This is a genomic window from Stenotrophomonas indicatrix, from assembly GCA_041545745.1.
GTDB classification, from domain to species: domain Bacteria; phylum Pseudomonadota; class Gammaproteobacteria; order Xanthomonadales; family Xanthomonadaceae; genus Stenotrophomonas; species Stenotrophomonas indicatrix_A.
In genome coordinates, this window is the sequence record CP168152.1 from 1,900,569 (window position 1) to 1,919,384 (window position 18,816).

12 protein-coding genes are annotated in these 18,816 nt (G+C 61.4%); 10 read left to right on the plus strand and 2 right to left on the minus strand.

Translation table 11 applies throughout. The annotated features are described in order from the left end of the window. Nucleotides 1–235 precede the first annotated feature (235 nt). The 9 genes from ACEF39_RS08845 (at nt 236) to ACEF39_RS08885 (ending at nt 15,589) form a co-directional block, all read left to right on the plus strand. On the plus strand, nt 236–2,071 hold the full coding sequence (locus tag ACEF39_RS08845) for a monovalent cation:proton antiporter-2 (CPA2) family protein (RefSeq protein ID WP_500287659.1): 1,836 nt from the start codon (nt 236–238) through the stop codon (nt 2,069–2,071). Between the two features lie 173 nt (nt 2,072–2,244). Beyond that, entirely contained in the window at nt 2,245–3,123 is an 879-nt protein-coding gene (folD, locus tag ACEF39_RS08850; RefSeq protein ID WP_100552320.1) for a bifunctional methylenetetrahydrofolate dehydrogenase/methenyltetrahydrofolate cyclohydrolase FolD, read from the plus strand. Between the two features lie 271 nt (nt 3,124–3,394). After that, nucleotides 3,395–4,852 carry an IMP dehydrogenase gene (gene guaB, locus ACEF39_RS08855; protein ID WP_500287660.1) on the plus strand — a complete coding sequence of 486 codons (1,458 nt, stop codon included), beginning with the start codon at nt 3,395–3,397 and terminating at the stop codon, nt 4,850–4,852. 108 nt (nt 4,853–4,960) lie between these two features. Beyond that, the gene (guaA, locus tag ACEF39_RS08860) at nt 4,961–6,526 is read left to right on the plus strand and encodes a glutamine-hydrolyzing GMP synthase (protein WP_134832404.1); all 1,566 of its coding nucleotides are present in this window, start codon (nt 4,961–4,963) and stop codon (nt 6,524–6,526) included. Nucleotides 6,527–6,709: 183 nt separating this feature from the next. Next, nucleotides 6,710–9,151 carry an EcoAI/FtnUII family type I restriction enzme subunit R gene (hsdR, locus tag ACEF39_RS08865; protein ID WP_500287661.1) on the plus strand — a complete coding sequence of 814 codons (2,442 nt, stop codon included), beginning with the start codon at nt 6,710–6,712 and terminating at the stop codon, nt 9,149–9,151. Between the two features lie 33 nt (nt 9,152–9,184). Beyond that, nucleotides 9,185–10,960, plus strand: coding sequence for a class I SAM-dependent DNA methyltransferase (locus ACEF39_RS08870; protein ID WP_500287662.1), 1,776 nt, complete (start codon nt 9,185–9,187; stop codon nt 10,958–10,960). Continuing rightward, nucleotides 10,960–12,981 carry a restriction endonuclease subunit S gene (locus tag ACEF39_RS08875; RefSeq protein WP_500287663.1) on the plus strand — a complete coding sequence of 674 codons (2,022 nt, stop codon included), beginning with the start codon at nt 10,960–10,962 and terminating at the stop codon, nt 12,979–12,981. The genes ACEF39_RS08870 and ACEF39_RS08875 overlap by 1 nt, the downstream gene beginning before the upstream one ends. Nucleotides 12,982–12,983: 2 nt before the next feature. Next, complete coding sequence (locus ACEF39_RS08880) at nt 12,984–14,735, plus strand: AAA family ATPase (protein WP_500287664.1); 1,752 nt, start codon at nt 12,984–12,986, stop codon at nt 14,733–14,735. Then, nucleotides 14,732–15,589, plus strand: a complete 858-nt coding sequence (locus tag ACEF39_RS08885; protein ID WP_500287665.1) for an HNH endonuclease family protein — start codon at nt 14,732–14,734, stop codon at nt 15,587–15,589. Before ACEF39_RS08880 ends, ACEF39_RS08885 begins: the two co-directional genes overlap by 4 nt. A gap of 386 nt (nt 15,590–15,975) precedes the next feature. On the opposite strand, the gene ACEF39_RS08890 is transcribed toward ACEF39_RS08885, so the two are convergent. Then, a complete protein-coding gene (locus ACEF39_RS08890) occupies nt 15,976–16,332 on the minus strand; it encodes a hypothetical protein (RefSeq protein ID WP_500287666.1) in 357 nt (118 codons plus the stop codon). Nucleotides 16,333–16,877: 545 nt separating this feature from the next. Continuing rightward, nucleotides 16,878–17,801 (minus strand): LysR family transcriptional regulator, encoded by a 924-nt coding sequence (locus ACEF39_RS08895; protein ID WP_500287667.1) that lies wholly within the window; start codon nt 17,799–17,801, stop codon nt 16,878–16,880. 97 nt (nt 17,802–17,898) lie between these two features. Here ACEF39_RS08895 and ACEF39_RS08900 point away from each other — a divergent pair, with 97 nt between their 5' ends. After that, nucleotides 17,899–18,738: a type 1 glutamine amidotransferase domain-containing protein gene (locus ACEF39_RS08900; protein WP_500287668.1), complete on the plus strand. Its 840-nt coding sequence runs from the start codon at nt 17,899–17,901 to the stop codon at nt 18,736–18,738. Nucleotides 18,739–18,816: the final 78 nt, after the last annotated feature.

An 18,816-nucleotide genomic window follows, 5' to 3' on the forward strand; every position in this document is an offset into this window, starting at 1 on the left:
CGCGCTGAGGCCAGAATCAGCCGAGCGTGGGCTCGGCTCTACAGGTCATGGCTTCGGGATTGTGCCAACCAAGGTTGGCACCTACCGAGGCGCGCGCACGGTTTCAGGATGATGTGCGGGGCCGCCCCCTCGATCGTTCCATCTCCAAGACAATAAAACGCAACGTACATGCTATTGCCGTCATCGGTGTTGCTCTATCGTTGAGTCCGATTTCGATTTCCGGGGAACCCACCGCATGGCGGTAGAAGCAGCGACCAGCGAGCTGGTCAAGGTCGTCGCCCTGTTGGGCGCAGCGGTGGTGATGGTGCCGCTGTTCCGTCGGCTCGGCCTGGGCTCGGTGCTGGGCTACTTCGCCGCCGGCCTGGCGATCGGTCCGTTCGGGCTGGGCTGGTTCTCCGACCCGCAGGCGATCCTGCATACCGCCGAACTCGGCGTGGTCATGTTCCTGTTCGTCATCGGCCTGGAAATGCGGCCCTCGCACCTGTGGAGCCTGCGCAAGGAAATCTTCGGGCTGGGTACGCTGCAGATCGTCACCTGCGCGCTGGTGCTGACCAGCATCGCCAAGCTGTTCGGGCTGCCGTGGCAGATCGCCTTCATCGGCGCCACCGGCTTCGTGCTGACTTCCACCGCAGTGGTGATGCAGCTGCTGGCCGAGCGCGGCGATATCGCGCTGCCGTCGGGGCAGAAGATCGTCTCGATCCTGTTGTTCGAAGACCTGCTGATCGTGCCGTTGCTGGCGCTTGTCGCGTGGATGGCACCGGCTGCCGGCAGCGCCGATGGCGAGGGCTCGCGCTGGATGTCGGTAGCGATCGGCGTGGGCGCCATCGTCGGCCTGGTGCTGGTCGGCCGCTTCCTGCTCAATCCGCTGTTCCGCGTGCTGGCCGAATCGAAGGCGCGCGAAGTGATGACCGCCGCCGCACTGCTGGTGGTGCTGGGCGCGGCGCTGCTGATGCAGCTGTCCGGCCTGTCGATGGCGATGGGCGCGTTCCTCGCGGGCGTGCTGCTGAGCGAATCGACCTTCCGCCACCAGATCGAAGCGGACATCGAGCCGTTCCGCGGCATCCTGCTGGGCCTGTTCTTCCTCAGCGTGGGCATGGCGCTGGACCTGGGCGTGGTGGCCGGCAACTGGCCGATGATCCTCGGCCTGGTGGTCGCGCTGATGGCGGCCAAGGCGCTGTGCATCTACGTGGTGGCGCGCTTGATGGGCAGCGACCATGCGCAGGCGCTGGACCGTGGCGTGCTGATGGCGCAGGGCGGCGAGTTCGCTTTCGTGCTGTTCTCGGCCGCTGCGAGCGCCGGCGTGATCAGCCTGGACATCAATGCCAACTTCACCGCCGTGGTGGTGCTGTCGATGGCACTGACGCCGCTGGTGGTGCTGGTCTACAAGCGCGTGGCGCCGAAGCCGACCGTCAGCCTGGAAGGCGTGGACACTGCCGATGGCCTGTCCGGCAGCGTGCTGCTGATCGGCTTCGGCCGCTTCGGCCAGGTGGCCAGCCAGTCGCTGCTGGCCCGCGACGTGGACGTGACCATCATCGACAACGACGTGGAGATGATCCACAACGCCGAGCGCTTCGGTTTCAAGATCTATTACGGCGACGGCACCCGCTTGGACGTGCTGCATGCCTCTGGCGCTGGCAGTGCGCGGGCGATTGCGGTGTGCGTGAACAATGCCGAGGATGCCGACCGCATCGTCGAACTGGTGGCCCACCAGTTCCCGCAGGCCAAGCTGCTGGTGCGCTCGTTCGACCGCGAACATTCGCTGCGGCTGATCCATGCTGGCGTGGACTTCCAGATCCGCGAAACGTTCGAGTCGGCACTGCTGTTCGGGCAGGCGGCACTGGTGGAACTGGGCGCGGAGGAAGACGACGCGCGCGAGATCGCCGAGCAGATCCGCGAGCGCGACGCCGAACGCTTCGAACTGGAAATGGCCGGCGGCAACCTGCGTGCCGGCGCACACATGGTGTTCGGTACCGCGCTGTCGGGTGTGCCGACGCCGACGCCGTTCACCGCGCCCAAGCGCAAGGCACGCACGCTCAATGCGGATGAAGTGCCGGAAGAAGAAGAGGATTGATCTGAAGCCTGGTAGTGCCGGCCGCTGGCCGGCAGCTGCACGGTGCTTCCTGCGTTCATGAGGTTGCCGGCCAGCGGCCGGCACTACCGAAGCGGCGGCGGCCAGCATTCCCGGTGGGCGAGGGGGCGTGAATCGGGGACAATAGCGTCCCCGCCGCCCCACGCCTGCCCCCGATGACCGACTCCGCCCCCCAGCTTCCTGCCCGCATCCTCGATGGCCGCCGTATCGCCGAGGACCTGCTCGACAGCCTGAAGGTGCGGGTCGACGCCCGTGTCGCCGCCGGTGGCAGCCGCCCTGGCCTGGCCGTGGTGCTGGTGGGGGGCGACCCGGCCTCGACCGTGTACGTGCGCAACAAGCGCCGCGCCGCCGAGAAGGTGGGCATCGAGGCCTATGACTACGACCTGCCGGCCGGCACCACCGAGGCCGAGCTGCTCGACCTGATCGACCAGCTCAACGCCGACCCGAAGATCAACGGCATCCTGATCCAGCTGCCGCTGCCGGGCATTCCCGATGCGCGCCGGCTGATCCAGCGCATCGACCCGCGCAAGGACGTGGATGGCTTCCACCCGGAAAACGTCGGCCACCTGGCCCTGCGCGAGTTCGGCCTGCGCCCGTGCACCCCGCGTGGCATCACCACGCTGCTGGGGCACACCGACCAGCCGGTGCGCGGCCGCAACGCCACCATCGTCGGCGTCAGCAACCACGTCGGCCGGCCGATGGGCCTGGAGCTGCTGATTGCCGGCTGCACCGTGACCAGCTGCCACAAGTTCACCCCCAAGGACGTGCTGGAACAGGCCGTGCGCAACGCCGACATCCTGGTGGTGGCGGTGGGCCGCCCGGGCATCGTGCCGGGCGAGTGGGTGAAGCCGGGCGCGGTGGTGATCGACGTGGGCATCAATCGGCTGGATGACGGCCGGTTGGTGGGCGATGTCGGGTTTGAGGCCGCAGCGCAGCGGGCGAGTTGGATCACCCCGGTGCCGGGCGGCGTGGGCCCGATGACCGTGGCCACGCTGATGCAGAACACGCTGGAAGCGGCGGAAGCTGGGGTCTGATTGGGCCTGCTGTTGATGAGGGCGTGCTGACCGGAATGGACCGCTCCTGGTAGATGCCAAACCTTGGTTGGCACGCATCTGACAGGGCCGCGGCCCTAGCTGGGGTCCGGATGCCGGACGGTTTGTGCCAACCAAGGTTGGCACCTACCAAGGGCGGTGCGCTGGCGCGACACTGTGTCGCAGCATTGCCTGTTTCCGGTTACCAAAATTACTGTTCTTGGCCGCCAAAACAGGGTAAAATGTCGCGCTTCCCCACATCTCGGGTATGCCGATGCTGCGCATCCAGGCTGAAGCTCTCACCTACGACGACGTCTCGCTCGTCCCCGCTCATTCGACCATCCTGCCCAAGGACGTCAACCTCGAAACGCGGTTGACGCGCGACCTGAAGCTCAAGCTTCCGATCCTGTCCGCCGCCATGGATACCGTCACCGAAGCACGCCTGGCCATCGCCATGGCACAGCTGGGTGGCATGGGCATCATCCACAAGAACCTGAGCGTGGAGCAGCAGGCCGCCGAAGTGGCCAAGGTCAAGAAGTTCGAGGCCGGCGTCATCCGCGACCCGATCACCGTCGGCCCGGAAACCACCATCCGCGACGTGCTGGCCCTGACCCAGGCGCACAACATCTCCGGCGTGCCGGTGGTGGGCAGCGACGGCCTGCTGGCCGGCATCGTGACCCATCGCGACATGCGCTTCGAGACCGAGCTGGACGATCCGGTCCGCCACATCATGACCAAGAAGGATCGCCTGATCACGGTCAAGGAAGGCGCCGCGTCTGACGAAGTGCTGCAGCTGCTTCACCGCAACCGCATCGAAAAGGTGCTGGTGGTCAACGATGATTTCGCCCTACGTGGCCTGATCACCGTCAAGGACATCCAGAAGAACACCGACTTCCCGAACGCTGCCAAGGACATCGCCACCCGCCTGCTGGTCGGCGCCGCCGTCGGCGTGGGCGGCGATACCGATCGCCGCGTGGAAGCGCTGGTCGCTGCCGGCGTGGACGTGATCGTGGTCGATACCGCGCACGGCCATTCGCAGGGCGTGCTGGACCGCGTCAGCTGGGTCAAGAAGAACTTCCCGAACGTGCAGGTCATCGGCGGCAACATCTGCACCGGTGAAGCCGCGCTGGCGCTGCTGGACAGCGGCGCGGACGCAGTGAAGGTGGGCATCGGCCCGGGTTCGATCTGCACCACCCGCGTGGTGGCTGGCGTGGGCGTGCCGCAGATCACCGCGATCGACCTGGTGGCCGAAGCGCTGCAGGATCGCATCCCGCTGATCGCCGACGGTGGCATCCGCTACTCCGGCGACATCGGCAAGGCGCTGGCCGCCGGTGCCTCGACCATCATGGTGGGTGGCCTGCTGGCCGGTACCGAGGAATCGCCGGGCGAAACCGAGCTGTTCCAGGGCCGTTCGTACAAGAGCTACCGCGGCATGGGTTCGCTGGCCGCGATGGAGAAGGGGTCCAAGGACCGCTACTTCCAGGACGCCGCCACCGCCGACAAGCTCGTGCCCGAAGGCATCGAAGGCCGCGTGCCGTACCGCGGCCCGGTGGGCGGCATCATCCACCAGCTGATGGGCGGCCTGCGCGCCACCATGGGCTACGTGGGTTGTGCCACCGTCGAGGACATGCGCAGCAAGCCCAAGTTCGTGAAGATCAGCGGCGCCGGCCAGCGCGAGAGCCACGTCCACGACGTGACGATCACCAAAGAGCCGCCGAACTACCGCTCCTGATGCGGGACGAGCAAAGAGGAACGAGGAAGCTGATTCCCGTTCCTCTTTCTCCATCTGCCGCTGAAAAATCTGACGTTTTCGTTTTCCCTACTGCATTGCCGGGGCGCCATGACCAACATCCATAACGACAAGATCCTCATCCTCGATTTCGGCGCGCAGTACACGCAGCTGATTGCCCGCCGCATCCGCGAGCTGGGCGTCTACTGCGAAATCTGGGCGTGGGACCACAACCCGGCCGAGATCGCCGGCTTCGGCGCCAAGGGCATCATCCTGTCCGGTGGCCCGGAATCGACCACGCTGCCGGGCGCGCCCGCCGCGCCGCAGGAAGTGTTCGACAGCGGCCTGCCGATCTTCGGCATCTGCTACGGCATGCAGACCCTGGCCGCGCAGCTGGGCGGTGCCACCGAAGCGGCTGACCAGCGCGAGTTCGGTCACGCCGAAGTGAACGTGGTCAACCCCGATGCACTGTTCAAGGGCCTGAGCGACCACGGCGGCGAGCCGAAGTTGAATGTCTGGATGAGCCACGGCGACCACGTTTCCGTTGCACCGCCGGGCTTCACCATCACCGCCACCACCGACCGCATTCCGGTGGCCGCCATGGCCAACGAAGAAAAGCGCTGGTACGGCGTGCAGTTCCACCCGGAAGTGACCCACACCCTGCAGGGCCAGGCGCTGCTGCGCCGCTTCGTGGTGGACGTGTGCGGCTGCCAGACCCTGTGGACCGCCGCCAACATCATCGACGACCAGATCGCCCGCGTGCGCGAACAGGTGGGCGATGATGAAGTGATTCTGGGCCTGTCCGGCGGCGTCGATTCGTCCGTGGTGGCCGCACTGCTGCACAAGGCCATCGGCGAGAAGCTGACCTGCGTGTTCGTGGATACCGGCCTGCTGCGCTGGCAGGAAGGCGACCAGGTGATGGCGATGTTTGCCGAGCACATGGGCGTGAAGGTGGTGCGCGTGAATGCCGCCGACCGTTACTTCAGCGCGCTGGAAGGCGTGAGCGACCCGGAAGCCAAGCGCAAGATCATCGGCAACCTGTTCGTTGAGATCTTCGACGAAGAGTCGAACAAGCTGAAGAACGCCAAGTGGCTGGCGCAGGGCACCATCTATCCGGACGTGATCGAGTCGGCCGGCAGCAAGACCGGCAAGGCGCATGTGATCAAGAGCCACCACAACGTGGGTGGCCTGCCGGAGCACATGAAGCTGGGCCTGGTGGAGCCGCTGCGCGAGCTGTTCAAGGACGAAGTGCGCCGCCTCGGCGTTGAGCTGGGCCTGCCGCGCAGCATGGTCTATCGCCATCCGTTCCCGGGCCCGGGCCTGGGCGTGCGTATTCTGGGCGAGGTGAAGCGCGAATACGCCGAGCTGCTGGCCAAGGCCGATGCCATCTTCATTGATGAGCTGCGCAAGGCGGATCTGTACGACAAGACCAGCCAGGCGTTTGCCGTGTTCCTGCCGGTGAAGTCGGTGGGCGTGGTGGGTGACGCGCGGGCTTATGAGTGGGTGATTGCGTTGCGTGCGGTGGAGACGATTGACTTCATGACGGCGCACTGGGCGCATCTGCCGTATGAGTTCCTGGGGACGGTGAGCAACCGGATCATCAATGAGTTGCGGGGGGTGTCGAGGGTGGTTTATGACATCTCGGGGAAGCCGCCGGCGACCATTGAGTGGGAATGAGCACTGGCGCCCGGTAGAGTTACAGAATGGATTGCGTGGTTGGCTCTTTCTGAGTCTTGTTGTTAGTCGATGAATGTTGGTGGCGGTGAAAACGGGTAATTAGCGCTGGTGGGGCTGCCGGGTCGAGTGGTTGACCCGCCAGTCCCAGCAGTGGGGTTGGGTCGATACTGTCGGGAGGGAGCGATGGATAAGCACTCGCTAAGCGAAAGGGATATTTGTACCAAGTTCATCACGCCCGCCATTCAGGGGGCCGGGTGGCAGCAAGACCAGTTTCGCGAGGAGGTCAATCTCACCGATGGTCGCGTCATGGTACGCGGCAAACTCGCATCCCGTGTCAAGAACCCGGAAGTCAAAGGCGGCCCGAAGCGTGCGGACTATGTACTCTATGCCCGGCCAAATGTCCCTATTGCAGTTGTCGAAGCCAAGCAGGCACGTTTCTCTATTGGTCATGGCATGCAGCAGGCGCTTGTCTACGCCGAGATGCTCGACGCGCCCTTCGCGATCAGCAGCAATGGGAATGGTTTCCTGCTGCACGACCGCACCGGCCTGACCCGGCCGATTGAGCGTGAGCTTCCGCTTGTCGAATTTCCCTCCATCGATGACCTTTGGCCTCTGTACCAGCAGTGGAAGGGCATCACTACGACCGACGCCGTCAAGCTCATCGAGCAGCCCTTCCATACAGACGGGAGCGGCAAAGAGCCGCGTTACTACCAGCGCGTAGCCGTTAATCGTGCTATCGAAGTTATTAGCAAGGGGCAACAACGAGTGTTGCTGGTTATGGCTACCGGCACCGGAAAAACCTACACCGCCTTCCAGATCATTTGGCGCTTGTGGAAAGCCAAAGCCAAGAAGCGAATCCTGTTCCTTGCCGACCGCAACATCCTCGTAGACCAGACCATACAGCAGGACTTCGCTCCGTTCGGCCAAGTGATGCACAAGGTCGCCAATCGCGAAGTGAAAAAGAACTATGAGATCTACCTCGCCCTGTATCAGGCAGTCACAGGTAAGGAGGAGTGGAAGCAAATCTATCGTCAATTTCCGTCAGATTTCTTCGATCTGGTGGTCATCGATGAATGCCATCGCGGTAGTGCTACCGCCGACTCTGCCTGGCGAGAAGTGCTTGACTACTTTAACAGTGCTACACATCTGGGCCTGACCGCCACGCCTAAAGAGACGAAGGACGCAAGCAGCATCATTTACTTTGGCGATCCGGTCTACACGTACTCGCTCAAGCAGGGCATTGAAGATGGATTCCTTGCGCCCTACAAGGTCATTCGTATCGCCACCGATGTCGACGCTGTCGGCTACACGCCGGAGAAGGGGAAGCGCGATAGGTTCGGGAAAGTTATCGAACAGCGTCAGTACAACACGACAGATTTCGACCGAAGTTTGGTGCTGAAAAAACGGACCAAGCTCGTCGCGGCCAAGGTGTGGGAGTACCTCAAGGCCACCGATGCGATGGCCAAGACCATCGTCTTCTGCGATGACCAGGACCATGCCGAGCGCATGCGGCAAGAGCTGGTGAAGATCATCCCGGCTGCTGCCAGCAACCGCCGCTACGTGATGCGAATCACTGGCGACGACACTGAGGGCAAGGCCCAGCTCTCCTACTTCATCGACAACGACGAGCCTTACCCCGTCATCGTCACTACCTCCAAGTTGCTTACTACTGGGGTAGATGCCAAGACTTGCAAGCTTATCGTGCTGGACCAGAACATCAACTCGATGACCGAATTCAAACAGATCATCGGTCGAGGTACCCGGCTTCGTGAGGACTACCAGAAGCTCTACTTCACCATCATGGATTTCAAAGGTGCCACGCGCCTGTTCGCTGATCCGGACTTCGATGGTGAACCGGTAGTGATCTACGAGCCCAGGCCTGACGATCCAGTAGTACCACCAGACGACATCACCCCACTCGGCGGCGGAGAACCCGAGTTGTCGCCTGATGATTTCCGTACCACCGGCGGGGAGAGTACCGAGCCTAGTGGCGATGACGAAGGCGGGGGCGGCGGCCCAGGCCGCAGCAGGTACTACATCGATGACGTGAATGTGCGAGTGGCGGTCGAGCGCTCGCAGTACCTCGATGCTGACGGCAAGCTCATCACCGAGGACTACCGTGTGCTGCTCAGGGATGACATCAAAAAGGCTCTGCAATCTGAGTTCGGCAGCCTCACAGATTTTTTGCGTCGCTGGAACAGTGCTGAGCGCAAGCAAACCGTGCTCGAAGAGCTGGCTGAGCATGGTGTTCCGCTGCAGAGCCTGCAGCAGTCCGTGCCGAACGGCATCGAGCTCGATGCGTTCGATCTAGTCGCTCACGTAGCCTTTGACCAGACGCCACTCACCCGCCGCGAGCGGGCCGACAACGTCAAGAAGCGGAACGTCTTTGGCCAGTACGGCGAACAGGCCCGTGCTGTTCTTGATGCGCTGCTCGAAAAGTTCGCCGACCACGGCGTGCAGGATATCGAAGACGCCAAGGTGCTGGAACTGCCGCCCTTCGATCAGTTAGGTAGCAAAACTCAGATTCGACGCGGAATTTTCGGTAGTGTCGAACAATACGGCCAGGCTGTGCAGGCGCTTGAAAAAGCGCTCTATGACAAACCGGAACGCAAAAAGCAGGCCTGAGTATCTTTTCAGGTCGCGATACGAGAAAAGTAGATGAATCTCAGCAGCACTATCAAATCTATCCAGGACATCATGCGCAAGGACGACGGCGTCGATGGCGACGCTCAGCGCCTGGGCCAGCTTACCTGGATGCTCTTTCTCAAGATATTCGATCAGCGCGAGGACGAGTGGGAGGACGACAATCCAGAGTATAAATCCCCGTTGCCCAAGCGCATGAGATGGCGGAATTGGGCGGCCTATGTGCCGGGCCGAGACGGAAAGAAGAAACCGCAGGTCGCCGCCAGCGAAGTCGTCAGCTTCGTCAACAATGAGTTGTTCCCATCGCTTAAGGACCTGAATGCTAATGCCGGTCCGCAACATAAGGTGATTCGTGGCGTCTTTGAAGACGCTAACAACTACATGAAGTCTGGTCCCCAGTTTCTGGCAGTCATTGAAAAGCTGGAAGAGGCCATCGATTTTCATGACTTCAAAACCCGCGCTAACCTCGGTGATGTGTACGAGCAACTGCTCAACGATCTGCGTGGTGCTGGCAACGCTGGCGAGTTCTACACTCCGCGCGCCATCACTCAGTTTATGGTTGATCGGGTCAATCCGCGGTTGAATAAAATCGAGGTTGTGCTGGACCCAGCCTGCGGAACGGGCGGATTCTTGACAGCCACCATCGGCCATTTACGTAATCAGCGGACCACTAAGTCGGGCACAAAAGAGCAGAGGGCGATTGAGACTGCCATTCGTGGTATCGAAAAGAAGCAGTTGCCCCACCTGCTGTGCACAACCAATATGTTGCTGCACGGCATCGACGTACCCAGCCAGATCGAGCACCGCAACACCCTAGGTGTGGGCTGGAACGAGTGGAGCGCCAACGACAAGGTGGATTGCGTCATCACCAACCCGCCATTCGGCGGATACGAGGACGACGGCGTGGGCAGCGACTACCCGGCCGAACTGCGCACACGCGAAACCGCCGATATGTTCATGGCGCTGATCATCAAGAAGCTGCTGAAGGAGAACGGCCGCGCTGCCGTGGTGTTGCCCGACGGCTTCCTGTTCGGCGACGGTATCAAGGCGACGTTGAAGAGGCTTTTGCTGCGCGATTGCAAGCTGCACACCATCGTGCGTCTGCCGAAGGGCGTGTTTGCCCCGTACACCACTATCAAGACCAACCTACTCTTCTTCACTAAGGGCGCCCTGGTGGACGATGGTACCGAGCACTTCCACACCGACACCATTTGGTACTACGAGCACCCGTACCCACCGGGCTACAAGAGCTATAGCAAGACCAAGCCCATCCGCTTCGAGGAGTTCAGACCCGAGCAGGACTGGTGGGGGAACGAGGCCAACGACTTCGCTGACCGGGTGGAGAACGAATTCGCCTGGAGGGTGGACTTCAAGACCAAGCGCGAGCAGGCCGAAGCTGTCGCGAAGCCGCACTGGGATCGTGCCGAGCAGTTGGGCAACGAGGCCAGCGCGCTGGACAACCGTATCCGCGACTTGCGTGACTCCATCAAGGGTGTAAGCGATGCCAAGCAACGACAGCCGGTGGAGGCTGAAATCGACGCGTTGCGCACTCAGGTCGACACCCTACGTCTGCAGGCTCGCGACGCCCAGGCCGCTGGGGACAGGCTGTACTGGCCGATCTACAACTTGGATTTGAAGAACCCCAACACGCCCGAGGAAGAGAGCCACGACCCAGACGTGCTTATGGAAGAGTACAAGGTGCTGCTGGGCCAGATCGAAGAGACCGAGAACCGCCTGAAGAGTGAGCTTGCTGCGGCGCTGGCACACCACTTCATGGGCGAGGACGCCTGATGAATACGCAGCAGTTTCTAGCTGAGTTCGGGCACATTGCCAGTGCGCCGGGAGGCATCGCTCACCTGCGGCGGATGATTTACCAATTGGCAGTTGCCGGCTCGCTGACTCCACGCGGTGACTCGGAGGAAGACGCTGGGCTCTTGCTAGCCCGCATTGAAGAACACCGTCAGCAATTGATCCGTGCCAAGAAGTACAAGCGGATGCTTGAGCTTGAAAGCGAGCCAGTTGCATCCCCCCGGGGCATTGGTTTGCCGGCGACTTGGCGATGGACGCGCCTGCTTGACATCGGCGAGATCAATCCGCGTAACGACGCGCCAGACGATCAACTGGCTGCCTTTGTTCCTATGAGCGGTGTTCCTCAACTTCACGGCGCCGGTGTCGTCGCTGAGACGAGGCGTTGGGGCGAAATCAAGAAGGGCTACACCCACTTCGCTAACGGCGACGTGGTGCTGGCCAAGATCACGCCGTGCTTCGAAAACGGCAAGGCTGCCGCAATTGAACGTTTGCCTGGTGAAGCTGGCATTGGCGCGGGCACCACCGAACTTCTGGTGTTTCGGCCCATTCACGTCGGTGTCTTGCCCGCGTACGTCTATCTGTTTCTTCGTTCGCCGTTGTTCACGGTCGAGGGCGAGCAAAACATGACCGGCACCGCGGGGCAAAAGCGCGTGCCAACGGATTACTTCGCAACACGAGCCTTTCCGCTGCCTCCATCCGAAGAGCAGTCGCGCATCGTCGCCAAAGTCGACGAGCTGATGGCATTGTGTGATCAGCTGGAGCAGCAGCAGCAAGATCGCCGCAAGCTGCAGAGCGCGCTGCGGCAGTCCACTCTGCAAGCCATCGCAAGTGCCCAAAGCCCGTACGAGTTGCAGACGAGTTGGCAACGCCTACAAGGCAACTTCGGGCGGTTGTTCAGTGAGCCGGAGGACGTTCGGGACTTCAAGGGTTTAGTTCTGGACCTCGCAGTCCATGGGCAGTTGTTAGCCCCCCTCCCTGTAACGGTCACGGCGGCTGATCTGCTCGAACGAATTGCCTTAGCAAGGTCCAGGTGGGCTGAGAAGGCTGAGGGACAGGGGAAAAAGGAAGCCGTTGCAATGGCGAAAAAGCTTCGAATGCAGCGGGCTAAGACGCCCGATAAAATACTGCCTAACCATTGGCGTTGGGCGTCGATGCTGCAGGTTGCGCAGATGATCATTGATTGCGACCACAAGACTCCGATTTACTCCGCTGACGGGATCCATCTGGTCCGCACGACGGACGTCCGAGATGGGGAGATGCGCCTTGATGCTACCAAGAAGACTTCTGAAGAGGTTTATCTGCAAAGGTCGCGTCGTCTGGTCCCAAGAGCTGAGGATATCTTCTTTACGCGCGAAGCTCCTATGGGAGAGGCTGCAATGGTGCCTAAGGGGGTACGCGTTGGACTGGGTCAGCGCCTGATGTTGATCCGCCTCTTCAATGACTTGTTTAATCCACAGTATTTTCTGTACGTAGTTCAAAGCCCGATTTTTAAAGAGCGTCTCATGGAATCAGCAGTGGGGATGGCCGTGAAGCACATCAATGTTGGCGATGTCGAGAATCTTCAGATTCCGGTGCCTCCAAAAGGTGAGCAAGATCAAATCGTTGAAATTCTTGACCAGTTGTTCGGACTATGTGCGGTGTACTCAGACATGCTCTCTCGAGCTCGCAAGACAGCGGGGCAGTTTGTACGGTCTGCTGTTGCTTCCCTCACCGGCATCAAAATCGAACAAGAAAAGGATACCGCCGTGAAAGCCCCGCAAACCGAACTCATCGCCCCGTTGCGCATCGGTACTCAGCCCGACGTGAAGGACCAGGCGCCGCTGGCCACGATCCTGGCCCGCCACCAAGGCGAGATGGCGGCCCGTGATCTGTGGCAACGCTTCGGCGGTGAAATCGACGCCTTCTACGCCCAGATCAAGACCGAGGTGGCACACGGCTGGATCGCCGAGCCTGAGGTGGCGCAGATGCGTGAGAAAGCTGCCGCCGAAGCGGCCAAGGTCTGACCATGCAGTTGCGCCACTTGGCCATCCCGCAGTTCCGCAACCTGCATGGTGTGGCCATCGACTTCGTCGCCCAGCTGGAACCCATGTCGGGCGCTGACCCGGCCACGGCACTCAAGGTCATCCGCAGCCATGCTCTTATCGGCCAGAACGGTGTTGGCAAGTCCAATCTGATCGAAGCGTTGATCACCATCTTCCGTGACGTGGATCTGGACCGCGATGCCGCTCTGGACTACACGTTGGAGTACGAGATCCGCGGCCACACCGTACGCATAGAGGCTGACACAACCAAACAGAAGCGGCCCTTCGTGTGGGTGGATGGGCATGGTCAATCTCAAGGTCACTTGCTCCAGAATCGCGAGCTGTTGCCTTCACACATCTTTGCCTATTACTCCGGCCGGAACGAGCGTATTGAAACCTTGTTCCAAGAGCACCAGCGCCGCTTCAACCAGCGCCAGGAGATCACCACTGACGAAGTGCTACCAGAACAACTGCTGGAGAACTTCACGGCTAGCGAGGCTGACATCCGCGCGCTAGAGGACGCCAGACGTCGTCGCGATGCGCGGCTTAAACACGCCGGTGACGACCGCCTGCGGCGTTTGTTCTATTGCCGTGGTGGCCACAGTCAGCTGGTGCTTCTGGCTTGCCTACTGTCGGATGACCCTGTGTTCCAGAAGGTGCTGAAGAACCTGCATATCGAATCGTTGGAATCTGCGCTGTTCGTGTTGAAGGAGCCGCATCGTTTGCGCGAAAAGCGCCGGGGTGGCAAGTTCGACGAGAACGAACTCAATGAAGGCGATCCGCGATTCTGGTATGCCCGAGGCAATGTGGTGAGCGAGTTTCTCGACAAGCTTTGGCAGGTGGCCTGGGCCCCCATTGAGCAGGAGATCACGCGCCAGATCGACTTCCGTGGCCGCACCGAAAAACAGAAACAGCTCTACTTGTTCGTTCCCAATCATGCCAAGCTCAAGCAACTGGGCGAGCTGGTGGGCGGAACCGACAGCTTCTTCCGCTACGCTGAAGGCGCCTACATCGGCGATCTGATTGACGAGGTGCGCATCACGGTGAAGAAGCGCGACGAGCACGGTGGCAAGGTGAGCTTCACCCAGCTATCGGAAGGAGAACTGCAAATGCTCACCGTGCTGGGCCTGATGCGCATCACGCGGGAGAACCACTGTTTGTTTTTACTCGATGAGCCTGATACGCATCTGAACCCAATCTGGAAGTTGCGTTATTTTGACGACATCGAAGGCGTGCTAGGTGCCGACGAGAACCAGGTGGAGCAGGGCGAGTCGCAGATTCTCATTACCACCCATGACCCGATGATGGTAGGAAGCCTCAAGCGCGAGCAGGTGCATATCTTGCGCCGCCGGGGTGATCAAACAGTAGTGGAGCAACCGGATATGCACCCGCAAGGCATGGGGGTGACGGGGTTGCTTAAGAGTGATCTGTTTGGCCTCTCTTCCACGTTAGATGTCGAGACCGAGCGGCGGCTGTTCCGCCGCAACGAGCTGTACGTGAAGTCACCACGTACGTTGGAAGAGGATGCGGAGCTCAGTCGTCTATCGACCGAGCTGGCCGACTTGGGATTCTCTACGGCCGACTTCCGTGATCCGGATTACGCCTTGTTCGTGCGCAAAATGGCGCAACACCGCAAGTTCAGAAAGCCCACTCTTACGCCGGAAGAGCAGGCGGAACAGGATCAAATCGCCGACGAGATCATTGATGAGATCCTTCGCGAGGAGGATAACAAATGATCTTCATCGACCTCGAGCACAAGCGGCCGACGGACACCGACATACCCGGCTGGGTGCCTTGGACACAGGATCAGTGGGATACTTGGCTGGCAACTTCAAAACAGCTGGTTGTAAGCCTAGCAGCGCTAGAGGCCGAAGGAGGTCGTGCCGAGCGCAATGCACTAATCGACAAGAATAAGCCACATTGGGATGCGCTAAAGCCATGGTTGTTGGCGCTCTCTGGAGGAAAGTGCTGGTTCTCCGAAGTACGGGAGTTGTACTCGCACTACGATGTTGAACACTTTCGGCCTAAGAAGGCAGCAAAGGCGCTGGATGGCGCGGCGCGCGACGGCTATTGGTGGCTGGCTTTTGATTACATGAATTTCCGTCTCTGTGGCAACGTAGGAAACAGAAAGAAGGGTGGTTGGTTTCCGTTGAAGCAGGGCTCGCTCTGTTCAACTTATGGAGAGCCCTGCGAGGAGTCAGAGTCCCGCTACTTGCTGGACCCGATTGACGACGACGACGTTTCACTGATTGCATTTGACGAAGAGGGCAAAGTCATACCCGTGCCGGGCGCCTCAGATTGGGAGCGGGAGCGCGTGAGCGTGACAGTGCAGCGGCTCAAGCTAAACGAACATGTCCCTCTCGCGGAGGAGCGACGCAAGGTTTGGCAGAAGGTTGATGCATTGATTGATGACTTTTTCGCGGCCAAGGCCAAGTGCTCTATGGGCAACAATCCTGCGGCCAAGGCGAAACTGCTTGAGGTCCGCTCGCGAGTGCGGGAGATGACCCAGCGATCGGCTGAACTATCTGCGGTTGCCCGATGGTGCATCCAAGTGCGAAATGAACCGCAACTATCAAGATTGGTTGCCTAATCCCTCCACTATGTGGTGCTGACCATGGCCCACTTGTTCGGTATCTCCCATTGTGATCTATCAATAGGAACGAGAAGGCCGTTGCGCGTCAAATTTCTCCATCTTTCGCGCCAGTTAAAGATGAGAATTCTTGGCAGTAGGGGCGACGTGAGTTTTTTTCGATAGCAATCAGTTCGTTCAATTTAGGGGTTTATGAATCTCGTTGATGATCGAGCGGTATTGAGTTGAAGGTATCGCTGAACATGCGCAGTTTGGGGGCAATCCATGTCGTGCTTGAATTGCTAATTGGTTGATGGCTTAGAAGGTTGTGCTGATTGCTGTAGGTTCTGCTTTTGTGAACTATGTGGTCGAAGCGTAGATGTAGTTGAGTGGCCACCGTTTAGGCGTCACTCCGGCCTGACCTCCCGACAAGCCCACTCAGCCAACCCCCTGCAAGCCAGAAATAGCCCATCAACCACTCCCTCATCCAAATGCCGCTCCGGCTCCGCTGCCACCCGGCAGCGGTCCGCCGAATGAAGCACCTCCAGCACTGTCAGCAGGCCCACCAACGCGCGCTCGGTCCTCGCCAGGCTCACGCGGCGGCCAGGTGACACGTCGTTCTCCGGCCAAGGCAGTCCGTCGGCGCCCTCGCAGCCGCGCATGCGCTTGAGTATGCCCAAGAAGGTGCTGAGGTCCGGCAGTGGGGTGTCGTCGTTGATGGGCTCAACAACGGTGTACGAGGAGAAGGTGTCGGATTCGCTCATGGCGTCGGTTTCCTTGGCTGTGCTTAACAGCGCCACCGCGTGAGCGGGGTGGCGGACGGTGCGGGTTCCAAACCGGGACAGACAGTTGTCAATAGCCGGCGGGTCCGAAGACCCCCACGCACCGCCCGCCATAAAGGCCGACGGATTGCCCGCCGGCACCGGTTAAGGACGGTGCCGACGGGCAAGCGTAAACAACTATCTGTCTCGGGTTTGGACGCCCGGCCACCCGTTGTCGGTGGCGCGCCATAGTGTTTACGTGGTCGCTTCGAATGCAAATTGAAATTCGCGAAGAAATCGCGGGATTCGAGAGCGAAGAACCATTGTCGCACGCGCCCTTCGTGCAGCACGCGACGCCACAAGACGCATTCGTGCAGTTGTTCTGTTGATTACGAATCGAAGTGGCGCAATCGCCCATGCCGCAAGCGAATAGTGCGATGGCTTTCTTTGCAACAGTTCTTAGTCCGCATCGGGTGGCCACGCCGCCTGATCTGCCGCGCGGTCCGAAAATCGGTTCAAACCCGACACCGCAAGTAGGCATCGCATCCTTAGCCGACGCCTTCTTCAACGGCCGACGCATTCCCCACCAACAGCTCAATCATCGCCCGCGCCGCCGCAGACTGCCGCCGATGCGGCGCATAGATCACCGAGAACGGCCGCGATCTCCCTCGCAGCTGTGGCAGCACCTCCACCAACTGCCCGCGCTGTAGCCGCTCGCGCACGATGAACTCATAGCTCTGGCAGATGCCGATGCCCTGTTCGGCCAGCGACACCACGCCCAGCACATCGTCGGATGTCTCGATGGACGAACGCGGCAGCCAGTCCACGTCGCGCCCGCCGTCGCGGAAGGTCCACGGCGCCAGCCGCCCGGTGCGCGGCATCACGAACGGCAGGCACAGGTGCTGCTGCAGGTCGTCCAGCGTCTGCGGCGTGCCGTGGCGCTGCAGGTAGTCCGGCGAAGCCACGAGCAGCAGCGGGGCGTCTTCCAGCTTGCGCGCCACCAGCCCGCTGTCCGGCAGCTGGCCCAGGCGGATGGCCAGGTCGAAGCCTTCGGCCACCAGGTCCACGTTGCGGTTGGTGATGTTCAGTTCCACCTGCACCTGCGGGTACTGCTGCGCAAAGCGCGCCAGCACGGGCGGCAGCCGGTAGTGGCCATAGGTGGTGGGCACGCTCAGGCGCACGCGGCCGGCCAGCGCACCGTCCTGGGCCAGTACGTCGCGCTCGGCGTCGTCCAGCAGGCCGAAGGCGGTGCGCACCTGTTCCAGATAGAGCCGCCCGGCGTCGGTCAGGCCCACGCGGCGGGTGGTCCGCTGCAGCAGCTGCCGGCCCAGCCGCGCTTCCAATCGGGTGACCGCGCGGCTCAGCACCGAGGGCGTGGTGGACAGCGCCACCGCGCCAGCCGTGAACGAGCCGTGCTCGACCACCGCCAGGAACACCTCCACATCGCCCAGATAGTCGAACTTGCGGCTCATTTGGCTCTCCGGGGAACAGATGTTTTGCGATGGGGCCAATTTATCGCCGCTGGGGCGATGAATAAAGTGGCGGCCATTCCCCGATAGGAGCTCCCCCATGAACCTGATGACCCGGCTGGCCGCAGCGCTGGCCCTGACCCTGGCCGCCACCGGCGCGCAGGCCGCCAACGTGCTGGTGGTGCTGTCCGACGAAAACCACCTGGACCTGAAGGACGGCAAGGTGCTGTCCACTGGCTTCTATCTCAACGAGCTGATGCAGCCGGTCAAGCTGCTGCTGGACGCCGGCCACGAGGTGACCTACGCCACGCCGCAGGGGCGGGCGCCGACGGTGGATGCGTCCTCGGTGACGCCGGCGTACTTCGGCAACGACGCCGCGCAGCTGACGCTGCACAAGGACCTGCTGGAGAAACTGGCGCTGACATCGCCGACCGCCTCGCCGGTGGTCAGCCTGGCGCGCGTGGAGCAGCAGGGTTACGCGCGTTTCGATGCGGTCTACATTCCCGGTGGCCACGCGCCGATGCAGGACCTGCTGAAGAGCCCGGCGCTGGGCCGGCTGCTGGCCGACTTCCACCAGCGCAACAAGACCACCGCGCTGGTCTGCCACGGGCCGATCGCGCTGCTGTCCACGCTGCCGGATGCTGCAGGTTTCGCGGCGAAGATGGAAGCGGGTGCGATGCCGGCCACGCCGAAGTGGATCTACAGCGGCTACCAGATGACGGTGATCAGCAACCAGGAAGAAGAGCAGGCCAAGCCGCTGCTGGGGGGCGGCGAGATGAAGTTCTACCCGCAGACCGCGCTGCAGCGGGCGGGTGCGAAATTCAGCAGCAATGCCATGCCGTGGACGGGGCATGTGGTGGTGGATCGTGAGCTGATTACCGGGCAGAACCCGGCTTCGGCACTGGAGGTGGGGCAGCGGTTGGTTGAGCGGTTGAAGTAAGGCCGGGTCTGCATCGCATGCGGTGCCGTGGCACCATGGCGGACTGGTCTCGTCTTTGTGGGCGAGGCTGGTTACCCA

What these genes read in the sequence shown, in the direction of transcription:
- ACEF39_RS08845 (WP_500287659.1), top strand. Translation starts at nt 236, where the DNA reads ATGGCGGTAGAAGCAGCGACCAGCGAGCTGGTCAAGGTCGTCGCCCTG.
- guaB (WP_500287660.1), top strand. Translation starts at nt 3,395, where the DNA reads ATGCTGCGCATCCAGGCTGAAGCTCTCACCTACGACGACGTCTCGCTC.
- ACEF39_RS08875 (WP_500287663.1), top strand. Translation starts at nt 10,960, where the DNA reads ATGAATACGCAGCAGTTTCTAGCTGAGTTCGGGCACATTGCCAGTGCG.
- ACEF39_RS08870 (WP_500287662.1), top strand. Translation starts at nt 9,185, where the DNA reads ATGAATCTCAGCAGCACTATCAAATCTATCCAGGACATCATGCGCAAG.
- guaA (WP_134832404.1), top strand. Translation starts at nt 4,961, where the DNA reads ATGACCAACATCCATAACGACAAGATCCTCATCCTCGATTTCGGCGCG.
- ACEF39_RS08895 (WP_500287667.1), bottom strand. Translation starts at nt 17,801, where the DNA reads ATGAGCCGCAAGTTCGACTATCTGGGCGATGTGGAGGTGTTCCTGGCG.
- hsdR (WP_500287661.1), top strand. Translation starts at nt 6,710, where the DNA reads ATGGATAAGCACTCGCTAAGCGAAAGGGATATTTGTACCAAGTTCATC.
- ACEF39_RS08885 (WP_500287665.1), top strand. Translation starts at nt 14,732, where the DNA reads ATGATCTTCATCGACCTCGAGCACAAGCGGCCGACGGACACCGACATA.
- ACEF39_RS08890 (WP_500287666.1), bottom strand. Translation starts at nt 16,332, where the DNA reads ATGAGCGAATCCGACACCTTCTCCTCGTACACCGTTGTTGAGCCCATC.
- ACEF39_RS08900 (WP_500287668.1), top strand. Translation starts at nt 17,899, where the DNA reads ATGAACCTGATGACCCGGCTGGCCGCAGCGCTGGCCCTGACCCTGGCC.
- folD (WP_100552320.1), top strand. Translation starts at nt 2,245, where the DNA reads ATGACCGACTCCGCCCCCCAGCTTCCTGCCCGCATCCTCGATGGCCGC.
- ACEF39_RS08880 (WP_500287664.1), top strand. Translation starts at nt 12,984, where the DNA reads ATGCAGTTGCGCCACTTGGCCATCCCGCAGTTCCGCAACCTGCATGGT.